Raw genomic sequence first — 20,084 nt, forward strand, 5'->3', positions numbered from 1 at the left:
CCTTTGCATTGCAATTCTGCGGATTTGCGATACCTTGGGGGCAGTCATTTTATGATGATTGCCCCTTAGTGTTTTTAGATGTTAATTAGGGTAAGAGACAAAATTAATACTAAGGACTGAAGCTCCTATTTATCTAATAAGTTGATTTTTCCATTTAAAGTCTCTTAATGGAGATGTTAAAATCTTTGCTGTTTAGAAATAAAGTTGTACTTTTGTTGCATAGATAATGGTTTTAAAGTTTTTGGGCAGCGCCCACCAGAGAGCGGGAATGCGATACTATACGCATGTGATAGTTGTTAAGCCGAGCTTTCACCTTTAAAAGTATTATTTTTATAGGGCATTGCCCACCAGAGCGTAATGGCGGTATAGTATCCCGAAGCTCACTAACTACCTTGAAAGTTAAAATATTCAAGGTAGTTTTTTATTGTCCAAAAGATAATGATAAGCCCTTAGATATTTATTCAATCGTTGTGTATCTTCATCTGTGATAAAGGTCAGCCTTGTAATATCCATATTATCTTTTAAGTCATTGATTTTGACTTTAGTCGCTAAGGGGTTTTTCTTGATACGTGCTATGAAATGTTGGTATGGCTCATCGGGTTGTTTGGTTACACACACTAAAGCTCTGATCACTTCTTCTGAAAACCCCTCTCTTCTAAGGTCTTCAAAAGTCCAAGGTGTATCTTCTACTAAATCGTGTAAGATACCGCAAATTTTTTCGTCTTCAGTTTGGCCTGCATTCATTACACGGATAAGGTGCAATAGATAGGGTGCTCCTGCTTTATCGGTTTGTCCTTTATGTGCTTCAAGGGCTATTTGTATGGCTTTTTCTAACATAGTTTAAAACTTTTAAAACTAACTTTCTGATAATCATAAATACAGCAATAAGTAATAAGATGTGCTGTAGAGGGAACATAAGCATGAAATAAAACCCTTCTACAAAGTAATAAAACCGACTACTATAATCCCATGGATTTTCAAGACATACCTCCCAATAGAAATCATCCCAAGCAATATGAGAAAATATAATACATAAAACCCAATTGAGTACAGAAAACCAAATGAATCGGTGTTTCTTGATAAATAGGTGGGTTAGGAAAAAGCTTGCAAAAAAGGTAAAGATCAAGCCCGAATAGGCATATATAGAATAATCTTCTTCCATGATGCTGAGTGATAAAAGTTGCTTATTATTTTCTCCTTTAAAGATAGGGATCCAACCCATTTGTCCTGCTATATAACAAAAAATATTGAGCAGTCCAAAGGCTACAACCAAGTAAATCAGTTTGTTTCCTCCAAAGACTTTATAAATACTCTTGGGGTATTTTTTCCTACTGGCACGTACCAAAAGAGCAGGAATGATAACCATCCAAATACTTACCGCAAGTCCTGCATAACCAATAGCAGTTACAAATCCATAAGGATAAACTAGGCTCATTAGTAGCGGAGGGACGAAGGTTATCAAGGCTGTCTTTACTCTTCCCCATAGGTCGTTACCTAATTTGAACAAATCGGCTATGTAGTCAAAGAGTCCTAAGGTTACTCCTAAGAAAGAGCTGGCAATAGCCATATAAGCAAAGAAATCAAGCAGCACTCCTATAGATTGAATAGGAATATAGCGGTTTAGTGCTCCCAAAAGGGTAGCTACATCACCGCCTTTGGCTATGATAGGGGCAAATTCTGCTCTTGGTAGGTTTCCTTGTACGGCCATTTGCCAAGAAATATAGATTAGTAGTGCCAAAAGTGAACCTATAAGCACAGCATAGGTAACCTTTTTGCCGTTTTTGTTATAGTAATTCACTAAAGTGGGTACACAGATATGATATCCGAAAGAAACCAAACAGGTAGGAATGGCTGAAAGCAGGTAGGGGAGATACGAAGTTTCTCCTTGTGCTACCTCATTGAGTAAGATATCGCTCTTGGCGGAGGTAAGCAGTCCTGTAGTGGAGAGGAAAAAGGCAATGACCATTCCTCCGATGAGTATGGTACTCATTCGATCCACTGCTTTGGTAGAGATACTCACAAAGAGCGCTAAGGCTAAGCAGAAAAGCAAGGCAGCAGAGGTGTGGTTGATAGGTATTTCAGGGGCAAACCGTTGGAACAGACTCTCGGTGATACTTCCTCCCGAAGTGATATAGGCATAGGTGAGTATGTATAGGGTGAAAGCCACAGAGATACCATTGAGGATATTCCAACCTCTCCCCAATAGTTGGGTAGTGATGGTATCAAAATTGGCGCCTTTCTCAAAGTGTAGATTGGCCTCTAAGAGCATCAAGGCCGATAGGGTAGTTACTCCCCAAATAAAGAGAAATAGGAGTACTGAACCCGTGAACCATATCCCCGACATAGCGGTAGGATTGGCGAGCATTCCTGCTCCTATGGCAGTACCCGCTATAATCATGGAGCCTCCCAAGAGGGAAGGTGTTTTTTGTTTGTTCATTTTTTAGAAATCTTAAATTCAGTTGTCAGTAACTAACCACTAATCAATTGTACCACTATGTTCACTATGCCTATAATAATCATAAAGTAGATCAGAGCATTCCCTCCAAAGGTGCGGTACGTGGTAGCCTCAGGGAATTTCTTTCTACTGGAGCGTACCATAAGAGCGGAAATCATAATAGAAGAGAAACTCACTGCTACCCCTGCATAGGCAATTGCCTTTACAAAACCATAAGGATAAAGTAGGCTCATCACCAGCGGAGGGACAAAGGTGATCAGAGTGGTTTTGGCTCTTCCCCATAAGCTGTTGTCAAAGTGGAACAAATCGGCTATATAATCAAAAAGACCTAAGGTAACCCCTAAGAAGGAGCTAGCAATAGCCATATAGGCGAAAAAGTCAAGCACTACACTGATGGTCTGGGTTGGGATATAGGCGCTTAGTGCACTCAAGAGGGAGGCAACATCGCCTCCCTTAGCAATTACAGGGGCAAAGGCTTCGCGAGGCAAATTGCCTTGTACGGCCATTTGCCATAGAACATAGATCAAAAAAGCAATACCTGTCCCTATGAGTATGGACTTGATAACGAGCCTACTATCCTTGTGATAGTAACTGACCAAGCTGGGCAAGCATACGTGGTAACCGAAAGAAACCAAGCACATAGGCAGTGCTGAAAGTAGGTAAAGCATGAAGGAAGGATCTTGCTGTGCTGTGGTGTCTAACAGTACTGAGGCTTTGACAGAACTCAGTAGTCCCGTGGTAGAGAGGAAAAAGGCAATGATCATGCCTCCTATCAGTATGGTACTCAATCGGCTGACAGCCTTAGTGGAAATACTGACAAAGAGAGCTAAAGCAAAGCAAAAGAGTATAGAACCTTCGCTATGTCCTAGCCCTAACTCAGGGGTAAGGCGCTGTAAAAGGTTTTCAGTAATTCCTCCACCTGAAGTGATATAGGCATAGGTGAGTATGTATAAGGTAAAGGTTACCGCAAGCCCATTGGCTATATTCCAGCCTCTACCTAAGAGCTGGGTAACCATGGTGTTAAGGTTGGCTCCTTCAGGAAAGTGGAGGTTAGCCTCCAAGAGCATAAGTCCTGCCACCACAGTATAGAACCAGGTAAAGAGTAACATGACCACCGAACCTACAAACCAGATATTTGACATAGAGGTTGGGTTGGCCAGCATTCCCGCTCCAATAGCGGTACCTGCGATGATCATAGCCCCTCCCAAAAGGGAAGGAAGTTTTTGTTTATTCATTTTCAATTAAGGGTTAAAAGGCTAAAAACTAATCACTAACCATTGAAACTAGGAATCCATCCTAATTGCATTCCTAGTTGGGTGAAAATATTAAGCAGACCAAAAAGTATAATAAAATAAATCATTCCCTTACCTCCGTACACTTTATAAGTAGCATGAGGAAATTTCTTTCGGCTGGCACGCACAAGTAGGGCGGGGACAATGGCTGCCCAAAGAGTGGCGGCTAAGCCAGCATAGCCAATAGCAGTTACAAAACCATAAGGAAAGGGAATACTTAGCAATAGGGGAGGAGAAAAGGTTAGCAAAGCGGTCTTTGTGCGTCCCCATGGGGTATCCGAAAGTTTGAAAAGATCGGCAATATAATCAAAAAGTCCCAAGGTTACTCCTAAGAAAGAGCTGGCAATAGCCATATAGGCAAAAAAACTTAACGCACTTTCTATATATTGGGTACTAATGTACTTACTTAGGGCTTCTAAGAGAGCGGCTACATCACCTCCTTTAGCGATAACTGGAGCAAACTCTCGGCGGGGGAGGTTGCCCTGTACGGCCATTTGCCATAGGATATAGATGAAAAGGGCTAAAAAAGTGCCTATAAAGATGGATTGCATTACTCGTCGGCCATCGCGATTATAGTATTTGACCAAGCTGGGGACATTACCATGAAAGCCAAAAGAGACTAGGCACACAGGGAGTGCTGTCAGCAAGTAGGGGAGGTGTGCAGGAGCATTGGTATCTTGACTATCCAATAGGGTCGCACTGCTAATGGAGGTGAGTAGTCCTGTAGTGGAGAGAAAAAAAGCGATAATCATACCTCCTATAAGGATTGTACTAAGGCGATCCACAGCCTTGGTAGAGAACCATACAAAAAAGGCGAGTACCAAGCAGAAGAGCAAGGAACCTGCCCCTCTGGAGATACTTATCCACCCTAAGCTATTGATAGCATTCTCTGTGATACTTCCCCCAGAGGTGATATAGGCATAGGTAAGTATATAGAGTACGAAGGCAACCGAAAGCCCATTGACTATGTTCCACCGCTTGCCGAGTAGGTCGGTGACGATGGTGTCAAAACTAGCACCTGTGGGGTAGTGTAGATTGGCCTCCAAGAGCATAAGCCCAGAGGTAGTCATACAGAACCAGGTATAGAGAAGTACTCCTACCGAACCTACAAACCATATACCTGCCGTAGAGGTAGGGTTGGCTAGCATCCCTGCTCCAATAGCAGTACCTGCAATAATCATAGCCCCTCCCAGTAGGGAGGGGAGTTTTTTCTCTGTCATGTTAGTTGTTTTTAGCGTAACCAATAGAGTAAAATTCCTTGTAAAAGGCCATTTATAAGTAGTGCCCAAATAAGCCAATAACCGCTGCGCTCTTCCTTTACACTATTCTCTAAATAGAGTTTTACTTTTTCATAGAGGGCATCACTTTGCTTCTCATGTGAACTGAGATTATCAGTGGCATATATATCGGCGACAAAACCTACCATAGGGGTAAAGGAGAGAACAAAAAGTAATGGTTTTTGGAAAGCCTTAGGAATTTTGGGGATAAAACGATGGAAAATTTCATTGAGCTGCTTCTTGCTAACTACTTTTTCAGCTGTATCTGTCGTTTTTTTGAAAATAGCTTCAAAAATCTTATGAATATAGGACTTAAACTGATTGAAGAGATAAAATGAGTATTCTAACTTGAGCAAATCGAATACTTTTTTGATAGCAATAAACACAAAAAGTACACCTATTGCTATGATAAGTAGTAGGAAAAATAGTTTTTTATAAGCGAAGCTACCACTGAAAAGTAGGTAGATACCTCCCAAAAGGAAGACAAAATTTACAATGACAAGTAGCAATATATTCCTTACAGATTTCACCCCAGAGCTAACGCCCAAAAGGCTCATTTCTTTGACTATTTTCAAGGAATTGTTAGCCTTTTCCAATCGTTTAAGTTCAGGGGTAAGTTCCATTGTAGCATCTGGGGAAGAGACATTTTTTTCGATAGGAGACATAAAGGGTAAATTTTTTCGGCAAAGATATGAAAAAAATTTTTTTTATTTAAAATATAGTTGTACTTTTGCCAAAAATTTTTTGTTGAAAAGGATAGTCATATTTCTCTGTGTTTGCTGCTGCTTCTCCTCTTGTGGAATTTACAACTTTACAGGAGGAAGTACGGGAGATGCAAAGACCTTTCAGGTAAATTTTTTCCAAAACAGGGCACCCCTTATTGAGCCTGGTATGGATAGGGACTTTACATTCTATTTGCAGGATTTGATCAATAACCAGACGAATCTTTCCCTGACCACTACCAATGGTGACTTAGTATATGAGGGGGAAATTACCAGTTTTACTATTGCCCCTATGGCGGCCAATGCACAGCAACAAGCTGCACAGAACCGCCTTTCGGTAACCATTAATGTACGCTTTACCAATACCAAGGACTCGGAAAAGGATTTTGAAAGGCAGTTCTCTCATTATTATGATTTTCCAGCCAACGCACAGCTAAGCTCGGTTAAGAGTAGTGCCTTTGAAGCTATATTCGAACGCATAGGACAGGATATTTTCAACGCTTCCTTAGCTAATTGGTAATGACAGCGACTGATTTATCTCTTATTTTGAAACAACCTAATCATATCACGCTTTCGCAAGTATATGAATTAGAGAATATTATACACGAATATCCTTACTTTCAGGTAGTAAAGGCTATTTATCTGAAGATATTGTATGCCCAGGAGAGTTATCGTTATAACAAGGAATTGAAGATCACGGCCGCTCATATAGGCAACCGAACCTTGTTGTTTGACTTTATCACCTCTACTGCCTTTAAGGATAAGAAGAGTGTACTTAAGAAGGAAGAAATGCCCAAGGCTTATGCTGATGAGGCAATTCCTTCAGAATTTACCACCTATGTTACAGGAGATGTCTTTGAGAAAAAGGAGTTCTATCCTGTAACACCAACCCCTGAGCAAGAACAAGCGCCCTCTTCCCCACAAGAGCCGAAGGAGGCACTACATATGGGCAAGCCTATTGATTTTAAGCCTACGGACAAGCAGTCCTTTGCCACTTGGCTACAGGTTACACGCTACAAACCTATTGATAGGCGAACAACTCAGGCCGCACCTACCGTTGAGTTGCCTTTTGTGGATAAGAATATTTTTGAGGAAGGCGATCAGAGGGCTAAAAAGTTTGACCTTATTGATAAGTTCCTACAAGCCAATCCTAAGATTGAGGTGAATAAAGATGATGACACCCCAAGCAATATAGAGATTGTAGAGAAGAAGGATATAGGAAGACAGTTCATGACAGAGACCTTGGCAAAGGTGTATCTCGAACAAGGAAAATATGCAGAAGCCATTCAGGCTTACCAGATATTGATGCTCAAGAATCCAGCCAAAAGCGCTTATTTCGCTGAGCAAATCGCGATGATTAGAAAATTACAACAAAATAAATAAATTATATTATGTTAGCATTCAACATTGTTTTAGGAATTATCTTATTAGTATCCTTTTTATTGGTCTTAGTGATCATGGTACAACAACCAAAAAGTGGCGGACTTTCTTCTGCTTTCGGAGGAAATGCACAAGTGGTAGGAGGGGTGAAAAAAACTGGTGATTTCCTTAACACAAGTACTTGGACATTGGGAGTAGCACTTATTGTACTTTCCCTAATCAGTAACCTTATCCTTAGCAACAATCGTGGTCAAGCTCAAGGGGGGAGTATCTTTGATGGAGTAAAGACTCCAGCGCCTATACAACAGCCTGTAGGAACCAATCCTGTACAAGGACAACAACAGCAGCAACAAGGACAACAAGATAACCCTCAGAAATAAACAGTTCTAAGACATATTTTTTATAAAGAAAAGCTATTAAGAATAGCTTATAACTAATTAAGTTATAATCACTTAAATATAAAAATGTAAAAAATATTGAGAGTGTTAATAACTTTTTTGAGATTTTTCTTTTAAAATAGAAAAAAATATGTATTTTTGCAACCGTGTAAAAACTACAAATACTATAAGCAAAATGAGAAAAAAAATTTTTCTATTACTATTGTTGGTAACTGGAGTGCAAGCATTTGCTCAGACAGATAACAATATGCGTGAGAGCAAGAATAACCTGAAAGATATGAACCTTTTTGGAAAGGTAAAAACTTTTAAAATAACGCCTTATAAGTTGGTAGATTATTTTGGAAAGATTACCAAAGGGGATAAACAAGAGTTTTGGAGAGGCGATGTAGTCATCGTTTTCGACGAACATGGTTACAAGGCGGAGAATAATACTTATAACAAAGTAGGAAATCTCTCCCAAAAAGTAATCTACAAATATGATGACAAGGGCAAACGTCTTTCTCGTGACCTCTATAACGCTTATGGGAAGCTACAAATGAAGTTCCTCTATGTATATGATAACAAGGGAGCCAAGAAAGCTTACAATAGTTATAGTCCTACAGGAGAACTAAATGATTCCTACCTCTATAAGAATGATGACAAAGGTCGTATGATTGAGGAAGTTTGGATTAAGAAAGATAAATCTTTCGGTTCTAAATATACCTATGAGTATGATAAGATGGGGAAAGTGGCTAAAATGTGCCAATATACAGCTTCTGAAACACAAGTAGACAACTGTACCTCTTATAAGTATGATAAGAACGGAAGAATCTCTGAAATAGAAATCTACAATAGTAACAATTCCCTTTCAAGACGTAGCGTAATCACTTATGATGAGAAAGGTAATGAAAAAGAGATCAAATATTATGATGGTAAGGGTACTTTCTTAGAAGAGAGATCTTATACTTATAAGTTTGATAACAATGGGAATTGGATAGAACGTATAGAATCTATCAACCAGTTTCCTAAGAGTTTCTTAGAAAGAGAGATTACTTATTATCCATAATAATTTACTTTAATTTGACATATGCTAAAAAAGGGTTATTCTTTCACTTGAAGGATAGCCTTTTTTTGTGTCTATAAATTTGGAATACTAATGAAAGAAAAAAGACAAAAACAATTGGAGGCTTTTGGTCGTTTGTTGGACATTATGGATGACCTTAGGGAGAAGTGCCCTTGGGATAGAAAACAAACTATGCAAACTCTTCGCCCGCTCACTATAGAGGAACTATACGAACTCACCGATGCAATTTTAGAGCAAGATACTCAAGAGATCAAAAAGGAATTGGGGGATATTCTCTTACATATCGTTTTCTATGCCAAAATAGCAAGTGAAACACAATCTTTTGATATAGAAGATGTCATCAATGCAATCTGTGAAAAACTTATAGAAAGGCATCCACATATCTACGGAAATATCTCTGTGGAGAACGAAGAGCAAGTCAAGCAAAACTGGGAAAAGATAAAATTACAAAAAGGAAGTAAGGGGGTACATGCAGGAGTTCCCAAAAGCCTACCCTCTCTTGTAAAGGCTTATCGCATACAGGAAAAGGCCGCAGGAGTGGGGTTTGATTGGAGCCATAAGGAAGAGGTCTGGCACAAGTTCGAGGAAGAAGTAGCGGAGCTTCAGCGTGAAGTGGCACGTAATAACCATGCTATGGCAGAAAAGGAAATGGGCGATGTCTTCTTTAGTTTGGTCAATTATGCGCGCTTTTTGGGAATAAACCCAGAGAATGCCTTGTCCCTGACCAATGAGAAGTTCTTACAGCGTTTTAAGTTCTTAGAAACAAAGGCTCAAGAACAAGGAAAAGATATTACAGAGCTCTCTATTGGGCAGATGAATGAGCTATGGGAAGCCTCTAAAAAGTTCTTCCCTTAAACTATTGTTAATCTCTGTATAGCGTCTTTTTCTATAAATCAGATATACATGTGATTGCTCCAAGAGGATAAAAAGACAGTGTTAAATCTTTTTTGTGCTTTGGAGTTTATTTTATAACTTTGCCCCCGCTAATTTTTATAAACTAAAGAAAGGATACAAAATAATGAACCAAGAAAATCAAATATGGTGGCTTAATGACGAATCAGAGCAAATCCTCAATCGTGGTTATTTGCTTAAAGGAGAAAGTGTAGAAGGTGCCATAGACCGCATCACAGGGGCTGCCGCTAAGCGATTATATAAGCCTGAATTGCAACCTGCTTTTAAAGAAATGATTACCAAAGGGTGGATCAGTTTCTCCTCTCCTATATGGGCAAATATGGGAACAGAAAGAGGCTTGCCAATCTCCTGCTTTAACGTACATATTCCCGATAGCATAGAGGGAATCACTCATAAGTTAGGCGAGGTGATTATGCAGACGAAAATAGGGGGAGGTACCTCTGGCTATTTCGGAGAATTGCGCCATAGGGGATCTGCTGTTACTGATAATGGAAAATCCAGCGGTGCAGTGAGCTTTATGAAGCTCTTTGACTCGGCTATGGATGTAGTCTCCCAAGGGGGGGTACGCCGTGGAGCTTTCGCTGCTTATTTGGATATTGATCACCCCGATGCAGAGGAGTTCCTACTGATCAAGGACACAGGCTATCATATTCAGAACTTGTTCTTTGGGGTATGTGTGCCCGATTATTGGATGCAGGAGATGATAGAGGGAGACCCTGATAAGCGTAAGCTATGGGCAAGGGTATTGGAGTCCCGCCAGCAGAAGGGCTTGCCTTATATCTTCTTTACCGATAACGTGAACCGTAAGCGTCCACAGGTGTATAAGGATCATAATATGTTCATTCATTCCAGTAATCTCTGTAGTGAAATTATGCTTCCTTCTAGCACGGAAGAATCTTTTATTTGTTGTCTCTCTTCCATGAATTTGGAGCTTTTTGACGAATGGAAGGATACTAAGGCAGTGAAATTGGCTGTCTTCTTTCTCGATGCGGTGCTCTCTGAGTTTATTGAGAAGACCAAGGACAACTATTACCTACAATCAGCACGTAATTTTGCAATACGTCATAGAGCAGTGGGCTTAGGAGTATTGGGCTATCATTCTTATTTGCAGAAGAATATGATACCTTTTGAGAGTTTTGAGGCTACTCAGTTCAATGCTAGAGCTTTCCAACACATTCAGAGTGAAGCCGAAAAAGCCACTCAGGAGCTAGCTCATATCTATGGTGAGCCAGAATTGCTCAAGGGCTACGGCAGGCGCAATGCAACCACTATGGCTATTGCTCCAACGACTTCAAGTTCGGCTATCTTAGGACAAGTATCTCCAGGAATTGAGCCTTTCTCTAGTAATTATTACAAAGTGGGTCTCTCCAAAGGAAATTTCATGCGTAAGAACAAATACTTGGCGCAGCTGTTGGATGAAAAAGGAATCAATAACGAAGATATTTGGCGTAGTATTCGCCTCTCCGATGGTTCTGTACAGCACTTGCAGGAGCTTACCCAAGAGGAGAAGAATGTATTCAAAACCTTCAAGGAGATTTCTCCTATGGAAATTATCTCTCAAGCGGCACAACGCCAACAATATATTGATCAGTCTCAGAGCCTAAACCTCAATATTCCTCCTACTATGCCCGTCAGAGATGTGAATAAGGTGCTTATAGAGGCATGGAAATTGGGAGTTAAGAGTCTTTACTACCAGCGTAGCCAGTCAGTAGCTAAGGAGATGATTATGAATTTTGTTAATTGTAGCTCTTGCGAGTCCTAATTAAGTGAAAAGTGAATAGTGGAGAGTGAAAAACGCTTTTTATTCTTCATTTTTTCAAGAAAAAAATATTACGAATTATTAGTCTTTTTGATTAATAATTCGTATTTTTGCTTTATGATATGTGGGAACAAGTTTTAAAAGATTTTGAGTATTATTTGAAGATAGAGCGCGGGATGTCCCCGAACTCTGTCGTTTCTTATATGCTTGATATAGAGAAGCTCATACGCTTTCTTTCGGTACATGAGTTATCGGATACGCCCGCGACTATCACCGCGGAGACACTTCGCAATTTCGTGTATCAAGAGAGCAAAGAGCTCAAGGCGCGTTCACAATCAAGACTCATATCCTCTCTGAAGAGTTTTTTTAAGTATCTTATGCTTGAAAACTATCGTGAGGATTATCCTATGGAGTATATAGATACGCCTAAGTTTGGTATGAAGCTACCCGATACGCTTTCAGTGGAGGAGATTGATGCGCTTATTGCGGGTATTGACCTCTCTAGCGATGAGGGGCATCGCAATAGGGCAATTATAGAGACGCTCTATGGTTGTGGATTACGGGTGTCAGAGCTGGTGAGTTTGCGCTTGTCGGATTTGTTCTTTGACGAAGGTTTTATTCGGGTCTTAGGCAAAGGCAATAAGCAGCGGTTGGTTCCTATAGGTAGCCATACCCAGAAGGAGATTAATAACTATTTACTTTATCAGCGCAAGAAGGTGCCTCAGGTGAAGGAGTTTTCTGATATAGTCTTCCTAAACCGTCGTGGCAAACAGCTCACCCGAGCGATGATATTTACTCTTATAAGACAAGCCGCTGCTAACATTGGTCTTACCAAGCAGATTAGCCCGCATACCTTTAGGCACTCTTTCGCTACTCATCTCTTGGAGAATGGGGCGAATCTCAGAGCCATTCAGCTTATGCTGGGACATGAGAGTATTACCACCACCGAGATATATACACATGTGGAGCACGCTTATCTATCACAGGTGATAAACACTTACCACCCAAGAAGATAGCAGGGCAAAGTGAGAGAAATATATTTAATTTATTTTTGATATATGATACGAAAATATCTATTACTAGCTATGTTGGCTACCTCTGTGGGAGTGGCCACTGCACAGACCGAGACTTCGGGAAGAGAAAGACCCTATCATGCTGAAGCTACCAAGTACAACGCACTGGATCACACTAAGTTGCGTGTCTCTTTCAGCTTGGAAAAAAAAGAACTCTATGGGGAGGAATGGCTCACAGCCTCACCTTATTTCTATCCAACCGACTCTTTGGTCTTGGATGCCCAAACAATGCTTATCCATAGTGTGAACCTCTGCGATAAGAAAGGAAACATTGGCCGTGCCCTTCCTTACAAATACGCCAATGATAAGCTCACCATCCAGTTGGATAAGACTTACCAGCGAGGAGAAAAATATACCGTTTATATCAAATATACTTCCCAACCCGAAAAAGTAGGAAAAGAAGGAGGCATAGCAATCAATGATGCCAAAGGACTCTTCTTTATCAACCCTACCAAGGAAGACAAAAACATACCTATTGAAATCTGGACACAAGGGGAAACAAAGTCTAACTCCACTTGGTTTCCAACCATTGACGAAACCAATCAAAAATCCTCTCAAGAAATCTACATTACCGTACCTGAACGCTTCATTACACTTTCCAATGGGGTACTCGCTTCTGCTAAAAAGGACGGAAAAGGACAACGTACCGACCACTGGGTATTCACCCAAAAGCATGCACCTTACTTATTCTTCCTCGGTGCAGGCGAATATGCTCAGATCAAGGACAAACCTTGGAGAGGAAAAGTGCCTTTGACCTACTATGTAGAGCATGAATATGCTGATGTAGCCAAGAGAATCTTCGGAAAAACAGGTGAGATGATGGAGTTCTTCTCCAAACTCCTGAACTATGACTATCCTTGGCCTACCTACGACCAGATTACCGCTCAGGAATATGTAAGTGGAGCTATGGAAAATACCACTGCAACCCTTCACAGCTCTATGTCACAACAGACAGCCGAATCACTTAACGATGAAAACCGCTGGGAGTCTGTCGTAGCTCATGAGCTATTTCACCACTGGTTTGGGGACTTAGTGACTGCTGAGAGTTGGGCTAACCTTACCGTAAATGAGTCTTTTGCCAACTATTCCGAATACCTTTGGTTTGAACACAAGTATGGAAAGGACTACGCTGATTATCACCTTGGCAGAGACATCGTTGGTTACAAAAATAGTGGCTCTTTCGACAAATATTTAGTGCGTTTCAACTACGAAAAAGCTGACGATATGTTTGATGCTGTATCCTATAACAAAGGGGGAGGTATTCTTCATATGTTACGTAATTACTTAGGAGACAAGGCTTTCTTTGAAGGAATGTCTAAGTACCTTAAGGATAACCAATTCGGAACAGGCGAAGCGCATCAGTTGCGTTTGGCTTTTGAAGCTGTAAGTGGCCGTGACCTCAACTGGTTCTTCAATCAGTGGTACTTCAACTATGGTAATGTGGTGATGACTCCTAAAGTTACCTACGACAGTGCCAAGGGTGAAGCCGTACTTGAAATTGCTCAAGATGAGAAATTGCCATTCCAATTTCCTTTGGAAGTGGATATATATGATGGCGGCAAGTACGAGCGTAAAGTGGTGTGGGTAAATGCACAGCCTAAGAATGAGTTCCGATTCAGGGTGTCAGCCAACTATAGCCTTATCAATGTGGATCCTCGTGGACTTATCGTAGGAGACGAGGCTGCTTATAAGACCCCTGCACAATATTTATTCCAATACAACAATGCTAAAGATTACAAAAGCCGTAACCAAGCTGTGGAATATGCCGTAACTACAAGCAATAACGAAATACTTATTAGTGCCCTTAAGGATCCTTTCTTCCGCTTGCGTATCAAAGCTATCCAAGGACTAAGACAAAGTAATTCAGACCAATGGGCGCCTATAGTAGAGAATTTAGCTAAGAATGATCCTGAAAACTTGGTGAAAGCAGCTGCTATTACACAACTTTCTTATCTAAGAGATAGCAGATACAAACCTTTGTTTGAAAACGCTGTAAAGATTCCTTCTCGTGCGATTAAAGTGGCAGCAGCCTCTGGTTTAGTGGCTTTAGATCCTTCTCTAGCAGGTCAGTATGTTGATATGATCGATCTAAAGAGTCTCAACTTTGAACAATTCATGACTTTCTATCCTTATATCCTAAAGAGTAAAGATGAAAAATATTTGCCTGTATTGCTTGACAAGGTAATCTACTACCCACTCTATCCAGAACAGTATGAAGCACCTATCAAGGAAGGATTTACCTGGCTTATGAGTACTGACAATACAGAATTGACTAAGAAAGTAACCAAAACACTTGGCAATGTATTTGGCTGGTTCAGTGAAGATGAAAAGAAACTCTTACGCAAAGTAGCTGAAGATGGTTTGAAGATCAAGGAGGATTTGCTCAAGAAAAATCCTGACTCTGAATCTATCAAGGCTCAAATCGATTTGCTCAAGAATATTAAGTGGTAAAGTAGCAAAATATTAAGTGGTAAAGCACCAATAGCCTATCCCTCCAAAAGGGGTAGGCTATTTTTTTGTGCATCTAAAGTAGCTAATGTGAAAAAAAAGCTGTATCTTTGCCCCATTATTAAAAAGATGAAAAATGAAAAAGATACTATGTATAGGGTTGTTATTAGCACTAGCTGCTTGTAAGACCAATCCCTTTACGGGAAAGAGTACACTGAACTTTATGTCCAATAGTTCGCTCTTTCCTACGTCATTTAGCGAGTATAATCAGTTTCTCTCTTCTAACAAAGTAATCAAAGGGACTCCAGAGGCTCAGATGATTAAGCGTGTAGGGGAACGTATAGCCAAGGCTTCCCAACTTTGGTTGGAGAGAAATGGATATAAGGACTATCTAAAGGATTATCGTTGGGAATACAACTTAGTAGAGAGCAAGGAACTCAATGCTTGGTGTATGCCAGGAGGTAAGATTGTATTCTATACAGGCATACTTCCTATAGCTAAGAACGAACGTGGTATAGCGGTAATCATGGGGCATGAGGTAGCGCACGCCTTGGCCGACCATGGTGCACAACGTATGAGTGCCTCAACTATTCAACAGATAGGTGCCTTAGCGGGAAATGTATTGCTCAGCAATAGCAAATATCTCAATGAGTTCAATATGGCTTATGGCTTAGGTACTCAAGTGGGTGTCATGCTCCCCTTCAGTAGAAGTCACGAGACAGAAGCTGATTCTATAGGACTTCAGATTATGGCCTTGGCAGGTTATGACCCTGAAGAGGGCTATAAGCTCTGGGAACGTATGAGTGCTGCCTCTGGCGGAGGAAACTCCAATTCGCTCCTTAGTACGCACCCTTCTAACGCTTCTCGTATCGCTAACCTTAAGCAACTCGCTCCCAAGGTAAAGGCAGAAGCACAGAAGTACGGAATTACTCACTTCGAATAAAAGAACAAAATATACAAAAAAGGCTGTCCCCAAAAGACAGCCTTTTTTGGTGGAAATCTTTTTACTTTTCATTTTTCACTCTTCACTTTATTTCCTATCTTTGTGCCTTATTTTTCTAAGCATGACAAATATCCAATTCATTAAGAATCAAACACAACTAACTGAAAAAGCCATTGACAATACACTTTCTCTACTCTCAGAAGGCTGTACGATCCCCTTCATTGCACGCTATCGCAAGGATAGAACAGGCAATTTGGATGAGGTGGCTATTGAGAAAATTGCTAAGGCACAAACCGAATACGAAAATATCTGTAAGCGTAAGGAGTCCATTCTTACCAGTATAGAGGAACAAGGCAAGCTCACTGACGAATTGCGTAGTCGTATTGATAGTTCCTTTGAACTCAATGAGCTGGAGGACTTATACTTGCCTTATAAGAAGAAACGTAAAACCAAAGCCGATGTAGCCAAAGAAAATGGCTTAGAACCTTTGGCTAAGCAGCTCATGAGTCAGCGAGTGGCTGATTTGGAACAACTTGCCGCTCGTTATCTTTCTGACAAGGTGACTTCAGCTCAAGAGGCGCTACAAGGGGCATCGGATATTATAGCCGAATGGATCAATGAGAATATGTATGTACGCCGTACGCTGCGAAGGGTCTTCCAGCGAAAAGCACAACTCTGTGCTGAGGTAGCCAAAGGAAAAGAAAACGAAGAGGAGGCTCAGAAGTATGCCCAGTATTTTGATTGGAGCGAACCACTTGCCAAGGCGCCCTCCCATCGTGTTTTAGCCGTCCTTCGTGCTGAAAAAGAGGGCTTTATCAAAATGAAAGTGGAGGTAGAGCCAGAGGATACAATTCCTTTTATTGAGGAAACGGTGATCAAAGGTAGTGGAGAGGTAGCCGATTTTCTTAAGAAAACAGTCAAAGATAGTTACAAACGTCTTTTAGAGCCATCTATCTCTAACGAAACTTTACAGGAAGCCAAGGATAAGGCGGATACCAAGGCTATTTCGGTATTTTCTGAAAATCTTTCTCAACTTTTGTTGGCTTCGCCCTTAGGAGAAAAACGTATATTGGCCATTGACCCAGGATTCCGTACGGGATGTAAGGTGGTTTGTTTGGATGAGAAAGGAGACTTACTCCATAACGAGACGATTTTTCCGCATGCCCCACAGCACGAAACGGCCTTGGCTTCCAAGAAAATCCGTACCATGGTCGAGCAATATCGTATAGAGGCCATTAGCATAGGCAACGGTACTGCTTCTCGTGAAACAGAGAGTTTTATCAAGCAAATTGCTTTCCCGCACCCAGTACAGGTTTTTGTGGTCAGTGAGGCAGGAGCATCGGTATATTCGGCTTCCAAGGTGGCTCGCGATGAGTTCCCTGACTATGATGTAACAGTCCGTGGGGCAGTCTCTATAGGTCGCCGTTTGGCGGATCCCTTGGCAGAATTGGTCAAAATAGAACCCAAATCTATAGGAGTGGGGCAGTATCAGCACGATGTAAATCAGGCTTCTCTCAAGCAGGAGTTGGATGCTACTGTGATCCGCTGCGTAAATAAGGTAGGAGTGAATCTCAATACGGCCAGCAAGTCTTTGCTTAGTTATGTATCGGGCATAGGGGAGAAGATGGCTGAGAATATTGTGGCCTACCGTTCGGCCAATGGAGCTTTTGCGCGCCGTGAAGACCTCAAGAAAGTGCCACGTTTGGGCGATAAGGTCTACCAGCAGGCAGTGGCTTTCTTGCGGGTACATAACAGCGAAAATCCATTGGACAATTCGGCTGTACACCCTGAAGCCTACCCGATTATTAAGCAAATGGCCAAGGACCTGGGCACTTCTGTGGAAAAGCTCATTGGCAATAAGCAGGCAATTGCCTCTATTGATATTAAGAAGTATCAAACAGCAGAGGTAGGGGAGTTGTACCTCAAGGATGTGCTTAAGGAATTGGAAAAACCTGGATTAGATCCCCGCCAAGCGGCTAAGGTATTTGAGTTTGACCCCAATGTAAAAACCTTTGACGATGTACGTACAGGCATGATTCTCCCTGGAATTGTCAACAATATCACGGCCTTTGGTTGCTTTGTGGATATTGGAATCAAGGAAAGCGGCTTGGTGCATATCTCTCAGCTGAAGGATGGCTATGTATCCGATGTCAATGAAGTGGTCAAGCTCCACCAGCAAGTACAGGTCAGGGTTGTAGAAGTAGATACCGCCCGCAGGCGTATCTCACTGAGTATGATACTCTAAACAAATGTTCCATAGTATAAAAGTGATAATATATGATGCCACCAAAAGCGCCTAAAAAGCAGCAATTATTAGAAATACATGCCGATAAGCGAATAGATAATTACTTTTGGCTCAACCAGCGAGATACGCCAGAGGTGTTATCCTACTTAAAGGCTGAAAACGAATATTTTGCTTATAAAACCAAACATACCGATGCTTTCCAAGAATCGCTCTTTGAGGAGATGAAAAGCCGAATCAAGCAGGATGACGAATCGGTGCCTTATAAGTACAACGGGTATTGGTACTTTTCTCGTTTTCAAGAGGGGAAGGAATACCCTATTTATCTCAGACGTGCTGATCAGCCCAATGCACAGGAAGAAGTACTCTTTGAGGTGAATGAAATGGCCGCAGGGCATAAGTTTTACCAGTTTGCCGAATTCTCTGTAAGCCCCGATAACAAGTGGGCTTCCTTCTCAGTGGATACACGGGGGCGACGTATGTACTCTCTCTTTATCAAAAATTTAGAGACAGGCCAGGTGCTTCCTATAGAGATAAAAAATACCGACGGAGGTAGCTGTTGGGCTAGTGATAATCAAACTATTTTTTATACGAAGATAGATACGCAGACACTTCGTTCACATAAAGTCTATCGCCACCAGTTGGGACAGTCTTCTAAGCAGGATGTATTGGTCTTTCATGAGAAGGATGAGACTTTTAATACGGGTATATTCAAGTCCAAATCAGAGCAATTTCTTATTATTCAGTCCGATAGTACCCTCTCTTCCGAGAGTTGGTTCTTGGATGCAGCCACCCCTATGGCCGATTTTAAGTGTTTCCAACCTCGTGAGCGGGGGTTGGAATATGATATAGCCCACTATGGGGACTACTTTTATATACTGAACAATGCCGATGGAGCAACTAATTTCAAATTGGACAAAACCCCTATAGGACAGACCGAAAAAAGCTATTGGCAGCCTGTACTTGCCCATCAGGAGCAAATCCGATTGGAGGAAATAGATATATTCAAGGAGTATCTAGTGGTTAGCCAGCGGTATAATGGTCTTTCTCAGATTCGTATTATACGTTGGGATGGCTCAGCAGAACATTATTTGCCCTTTGACAATGAGACCTATATGGCTTCCACAGGGCTGAACTTAGATTTTGATACCGAAATACTTCGCTATACTTACAATTCTATGACCACACCTTATTCGGTGATTGACTACAATATGCGTACAGGAGCAAAAGAGGTGAAGAAGCAGCAACAGGTGCTAGGAGGTAAGTTCAGTGAGGAGAATTATGAGTCTCGAAGGCTTTGGGCTACCGCTACTGACGGCACGCAAATTCCTATTTCTATAGTCTATCCCAAAGGGATAAAGTGTGATGGTTCCAATCCTTTACTCCTCTATGGCTATGGGGCTTATGGAATTACTATTGAACCCTCGTTTTCCACCACACGACTTAGTTTGCTCGATAGGGGCTTTATCTTTGCCATTGCGCATATACGTGGGGGCGAGTATTTAGGACGTCCTTGGTATGAGGCAGGCAAATTATTTCATAAGAAAAACACCTTTACCGACTTTGTGGATTGTGCTAAGTATTTGATAGCGAACCAGTATACCTCACCAGCACATCTCTATGCCATGGGCGGCTCAGCAGGGGGCTTGCTCATGGGAGCAGTGATTAATCAAGCACCTGAACTCTTTCATGGAGTGGTAGCCAATGTACCTTTCGTAGATGTGGTAACTACCATGTTGGACGATTCTATTCCGCTTACCACTGGGGAATATGATGAGTGGGGCAATCCACATGACAAGCAGTATTACGATTATATGAAGAGCTATTCACCTTATGACAATGTATGTGCCCAAGCCTATCCCAATCTGTTGGTACTCACGGGGTATCATGATTCTCAGGTACAGTATTGGGAGCCAGCCAAGTGGGTAGCTAAGCTGCGAGAACTCAAGACCGATGATAATTTATTACTATTCTATACCGATATGAGTTCAGGACATAGTGGGGCATCAGGTCGGTATGAGGCTCTCAAGGAGATCGCACGCGAATATGCCTTCCTTTTGGACTTGGAAAACATACATCAATAACTTTTAAAAAATCCTCTTCTCATAGGGGATTTTTTT

General features: G+C 41.3%; 15 protein-coding genes and 1 pseudogene. 11 read left to right on the forward strand and 5 right to left on the reverse strand.

Annotated elements, in window-relative coordinates; translation table 11 throughout:
- Positions 1 to 408 precede the first annotated feature (408 nt).
- From HMPREF1154_RS02925 to HMPREF1154_RS02945, 5 genes and pseudogenes are all read right to left on the reverse strand, one after another.
- A complete protein-coding gene (locus HMPREF1154_RS02925; RefSeq protein ID WP_009641094.1) occupies positions 409 to 837 on the reverse strand; it encodes a bifunctional (p)ppGpp synthetase/guanosine-3',5'-bis(diphosphate) 3'-pyrophosphohydrolase in 429 nt (142 codons plus the stop codon).
- Positions 838 to 1,195: 358 nt separating this feature from the next.
- Positions 1,196 to 2,437, reverse strand: a pseudogene (locus tag HMPREF1154_RS02930) (aromatic amino acid transporter); the annotation flags it as partial.
- A 32-nt stretch (positions 2,438 to 2,469) separates the two neighbouring features.
- Positions 2,470 to 3,690, reverse strand: coding sequence for an aromatic amino acid transporter (locus HMPREF1154_RS02935; RefSeq protein ID WP_009641046.1), 1,221 nt, complete (start codon positions 3,688 to 3,690; stop codon positions 2,470 to 2,472).
- Between the two features lie 35 nt (positions 3,691 to 3,725).
- A complete protein-coding gene (mtr, locus tag HMPREF1154_RS02940) occupies positions 3,726 to 4,967 on the reverse strand; it encodes a tryptophan permease (protein WP_009641083.1) in 1,242 nt (413 codons plus the stop codon).
- 11 nt (positions 4,968 to 4,978) lie between these two features.
- The gene (locus tag HMPREF1154_RS02945; RefSeq protein WP_009641054.1) at positions 4,979 to 5,689 is read right to left on the reverse strand and encodes a hypothetical protein; all 711 of its coding nucleotides are present in this window, start codon (positions 5,687 to 5,689) and stop codon (positions 4,979 to 4,981) included.
- Positions 5,690 to 5,771: 82 nt separating this feature from the next.
- Here HMPREF1154_RS02945 and lptE point away from each other — a divergent pair, with 82 nt between their 5' ends.
- The 11 genes from lptE (at position 5,772) to HMPREF1154_RS03000 (ending at position 20,048) form a co-directional block, all read left to right on the forward strand.
- Positions 5,772 to 6,266 (forward strand): LPS assembly lipoprotein LptE, encoded by a 495-nt coding sequence (lptE, locus tag HMPREF1154_RS02950; RefSeq protein ID WP_198004471.1) that lies wholly within the window; start codon positions 5,772 to 5,774, stop codon positions 6,264 to 6,266.
- Entirely contained in the window at positions 6,266 to 7,129 is an 864-nt protein-coding gene (locus HMPREF1154_RS02955) for a hypothetical protein (protein WP_009641055.1), read from the forward strand. The genes lptE and HMPREF1154_RS02955 overlap by 1 nt, the downstream gene beginning before the upstream one ends.
- A gap of 8 nt (positions 7,130 to 7,137) precedes the next feature.
- On the forward strand, positions 7,138 to 7,506 hold the full coding sequence (secG, locus tag HMPREF1154_RS02960) for a preprotein translocase subunit SecG (protein ID WP_009641074.1): 369 nt from the start codon (positions 7,138 to 7,140) through the stop codon (positions 7,504 to 7,506).
- Between the two features lie 193 nt (positions 7,507 to 7,699).
- Positions 7,700 to 8,569, forward strand: coding sequence for a hypothetical protein (locus HMPREF1154_RS02965; protein ID WP_009641047.1), 870 nt, complete (start codon positions 7,700 to 7,702; stop codon positions 8,567 to 8,569).
- A 90-nt stretch (positions 8,570 to 8,659) separates the two neighbouring features.
- A complete protein-coding gene (gene mazG / locus HMPREF1154_RS02970) occupies positions 8,660 to 9,442 on the forward strand; it encodes a nucleoside triphosphate pyrophosphohydrolase (protein ID WP_009641059.1) in 783 nt (260 codons plus the stop codon).
- A 94-nt stretch (positions 9,443 to 9,536) separates the two neighbouring features.
- Positions 9,537 to 11,261: a ribonucleoside-diphosphate reductase subunit alpha gene (locus tag HMPREF1154_RS02975; RefSeq protein WP_009641084.1), complete on the forward strand. Its 1,725-nt coding sequence runs from the start codon at positions 9,537 to 9,539 to the stop codon at positions 11,259 to 11,261.
- A gap of 119 nt (positions 11,262 to 11,380) precedes the next feature.
- Positions 11,381 to 12,274, forward strand: a complete 894-nt coding sequence (gene xerD / locus HMPREF1154_RS02980; RefSeq protein WP_034566808.1) for a site-specific tyrosine recombinase XerD — start codon at positions 11,381 to 11,383, stop codon at positions 12,272 to 12,274.
- A 42-nt stretch (positions 12,275 to 12,316) separates the two neighbouring features.
- Complete coding sequence (locus HMPREF1154_RS02985) at positions 12,317 to 14,782, forward strand: M1 family aminopeptidase (protein WP_232211960.1); 2,466 nt, start codon at positions 12,317 to 12,319, stop codon at positions 14,780 to 14,782.
- A 133-nt stretch (positions 14,783 to 14,915) separates the two neighbouring features.
- Positions 14,916 to 15,722 (forward strand): M48 family metallopeptidase, encoded by an 807-nt coding sequence (locus HMPREF1154_RS02990; protein ID WP_009641081.1) that lies wholly within the window; start codon positions 14,916 to 14,918, stop codon positions 15,720 to 15,722.
- Positions 15,723 to 15,843: 121 nt separating this feature from the next.
- The gene (locus HMPREF1154_RS02995) at positions 15,844 to 17,967 is read left to right on the forward strand and encodes a Tex family protein (protein ID WP_009641039.1); all 2,124 of its coding nucleotides are present in this window, start codon (positions 15,844 to 15,846) and stop codon (positions 17,965 to 17,967) included.
- A 32-nt stretch (positions 17,968 to 17,999) separates the two neighbouring features.
- A complete protein-coding gene (locus HMPREF1154_RS03000) occupies positions 18,000 to 20,048 on the forward strand; it encodes a S9 family peptidase (protein WP_009641044.1) in 2,049 nt (682 codons plus the stop codon).
- Positions 20,049 to 20,084 lie beyond the last annotated feature (36 nt).

Origin of the sequence: Capnocytophaga sp. CM59, from assembly GCF_000293175.1 — a bacterium.
Taxonomy (GTDB): domain Bacteria; phylum Bacteroidota; class Bacteroidia; order Flavobacteriales; family Flavobacteriaceae; genus Capnocytophaga; species Capnocytophaga granulosa.

Bases quoted from the DNA above. Each gene is read 5' to 3' on its own strand.
- HMPREF1154_RS02925 (WP_009641094.1), bottom strand. From the start codon at position 837: ATGTTAGAAAAAGCCATACAAATAGCCCTTGAAGCACATAAAGGACAA.
- HMPREF1154_RS02935 (WP_009641046.1), bottom strand. From the start codon at position 3,690: ATGAATAAACAAAAACTTCCTTCCCTTTTGGGAGGGGCTATGATCATC.
- mtr (WP_009641083.1), bottom strand. From the start codon at position 4,967: ATGACAGAGAAAAAACTCCCCTCCCTACTGGGAGGGGCTATGATTATT.
- HMPREF1154_RS02945 (WP_009641054.1), bottom strand. From the start codon at position 5,689: ATGTCTCCTATCGAAAAAAATGTCTCTTCCCCAGATGCTACAATGGAA.
- HMPREF1154_RS02955 (WP_009641055.1), top strand. From the start codon at position 6,266: ATGACAGCGACTGATTTATCTCTTATTTTGAAACAACCTAATCATATC.
- secG (WP_009641074.1), top strand. From the start codon at position 7,138: ATGTTAGCATTCAACATTGTTTTAGGAATTATCTTATTAGTATCCTTT.
- HMPREF1154_RS02965 (WP_009641047.1), top strand. From the start codon at position 7,700: ATGAGAAAAAAAATTTTTCTATTACTATTGTTGGTAACTGGAGTGCAA.
- mazG (WP_009641059.1), top strand. From the start codon at position 8,660: ATGAAAGAAAAAAGACAAAAACAATTGGAGGCTTTTGGTCGTTTGTTG.
- xerD (WP_034566808.1), top strand. From the start codon at position 11,381: ATGTGGGAACAAGTTTTAAAAGATTTTGAGTATTATTTGAAGATAGAG.
- HMPREF1154_RS02985 (WP_232211960.1), top strand. From the start codon at position 12,317: ATGATACGAAAATATCTATTACTAGCTATGTTGGCTACCTCTGTGGGA.
- HMPREF1154_RS02990 (WP_009641081.1), top strand. From the start codon at position 14,916: ATGAAAAAGATACTATGTATAGGGTTGTTATTAGCACTAGCTGCTTGT.
- HMPREF1154_RS02995 (WP_009641039.1), top strand. From the start codon at position 15,844: ATGACAAATATCCAATTCATTAAGAATCAAACACAACTAACTGAAAAA.
- HMPREF1154_RS03000 (WP_009641044.1), top strand. From the start codon at position 18,000: ATGATGCCACCAAAAGCGCCTAAAAAGCAGCAATTATTAGAAATACAT.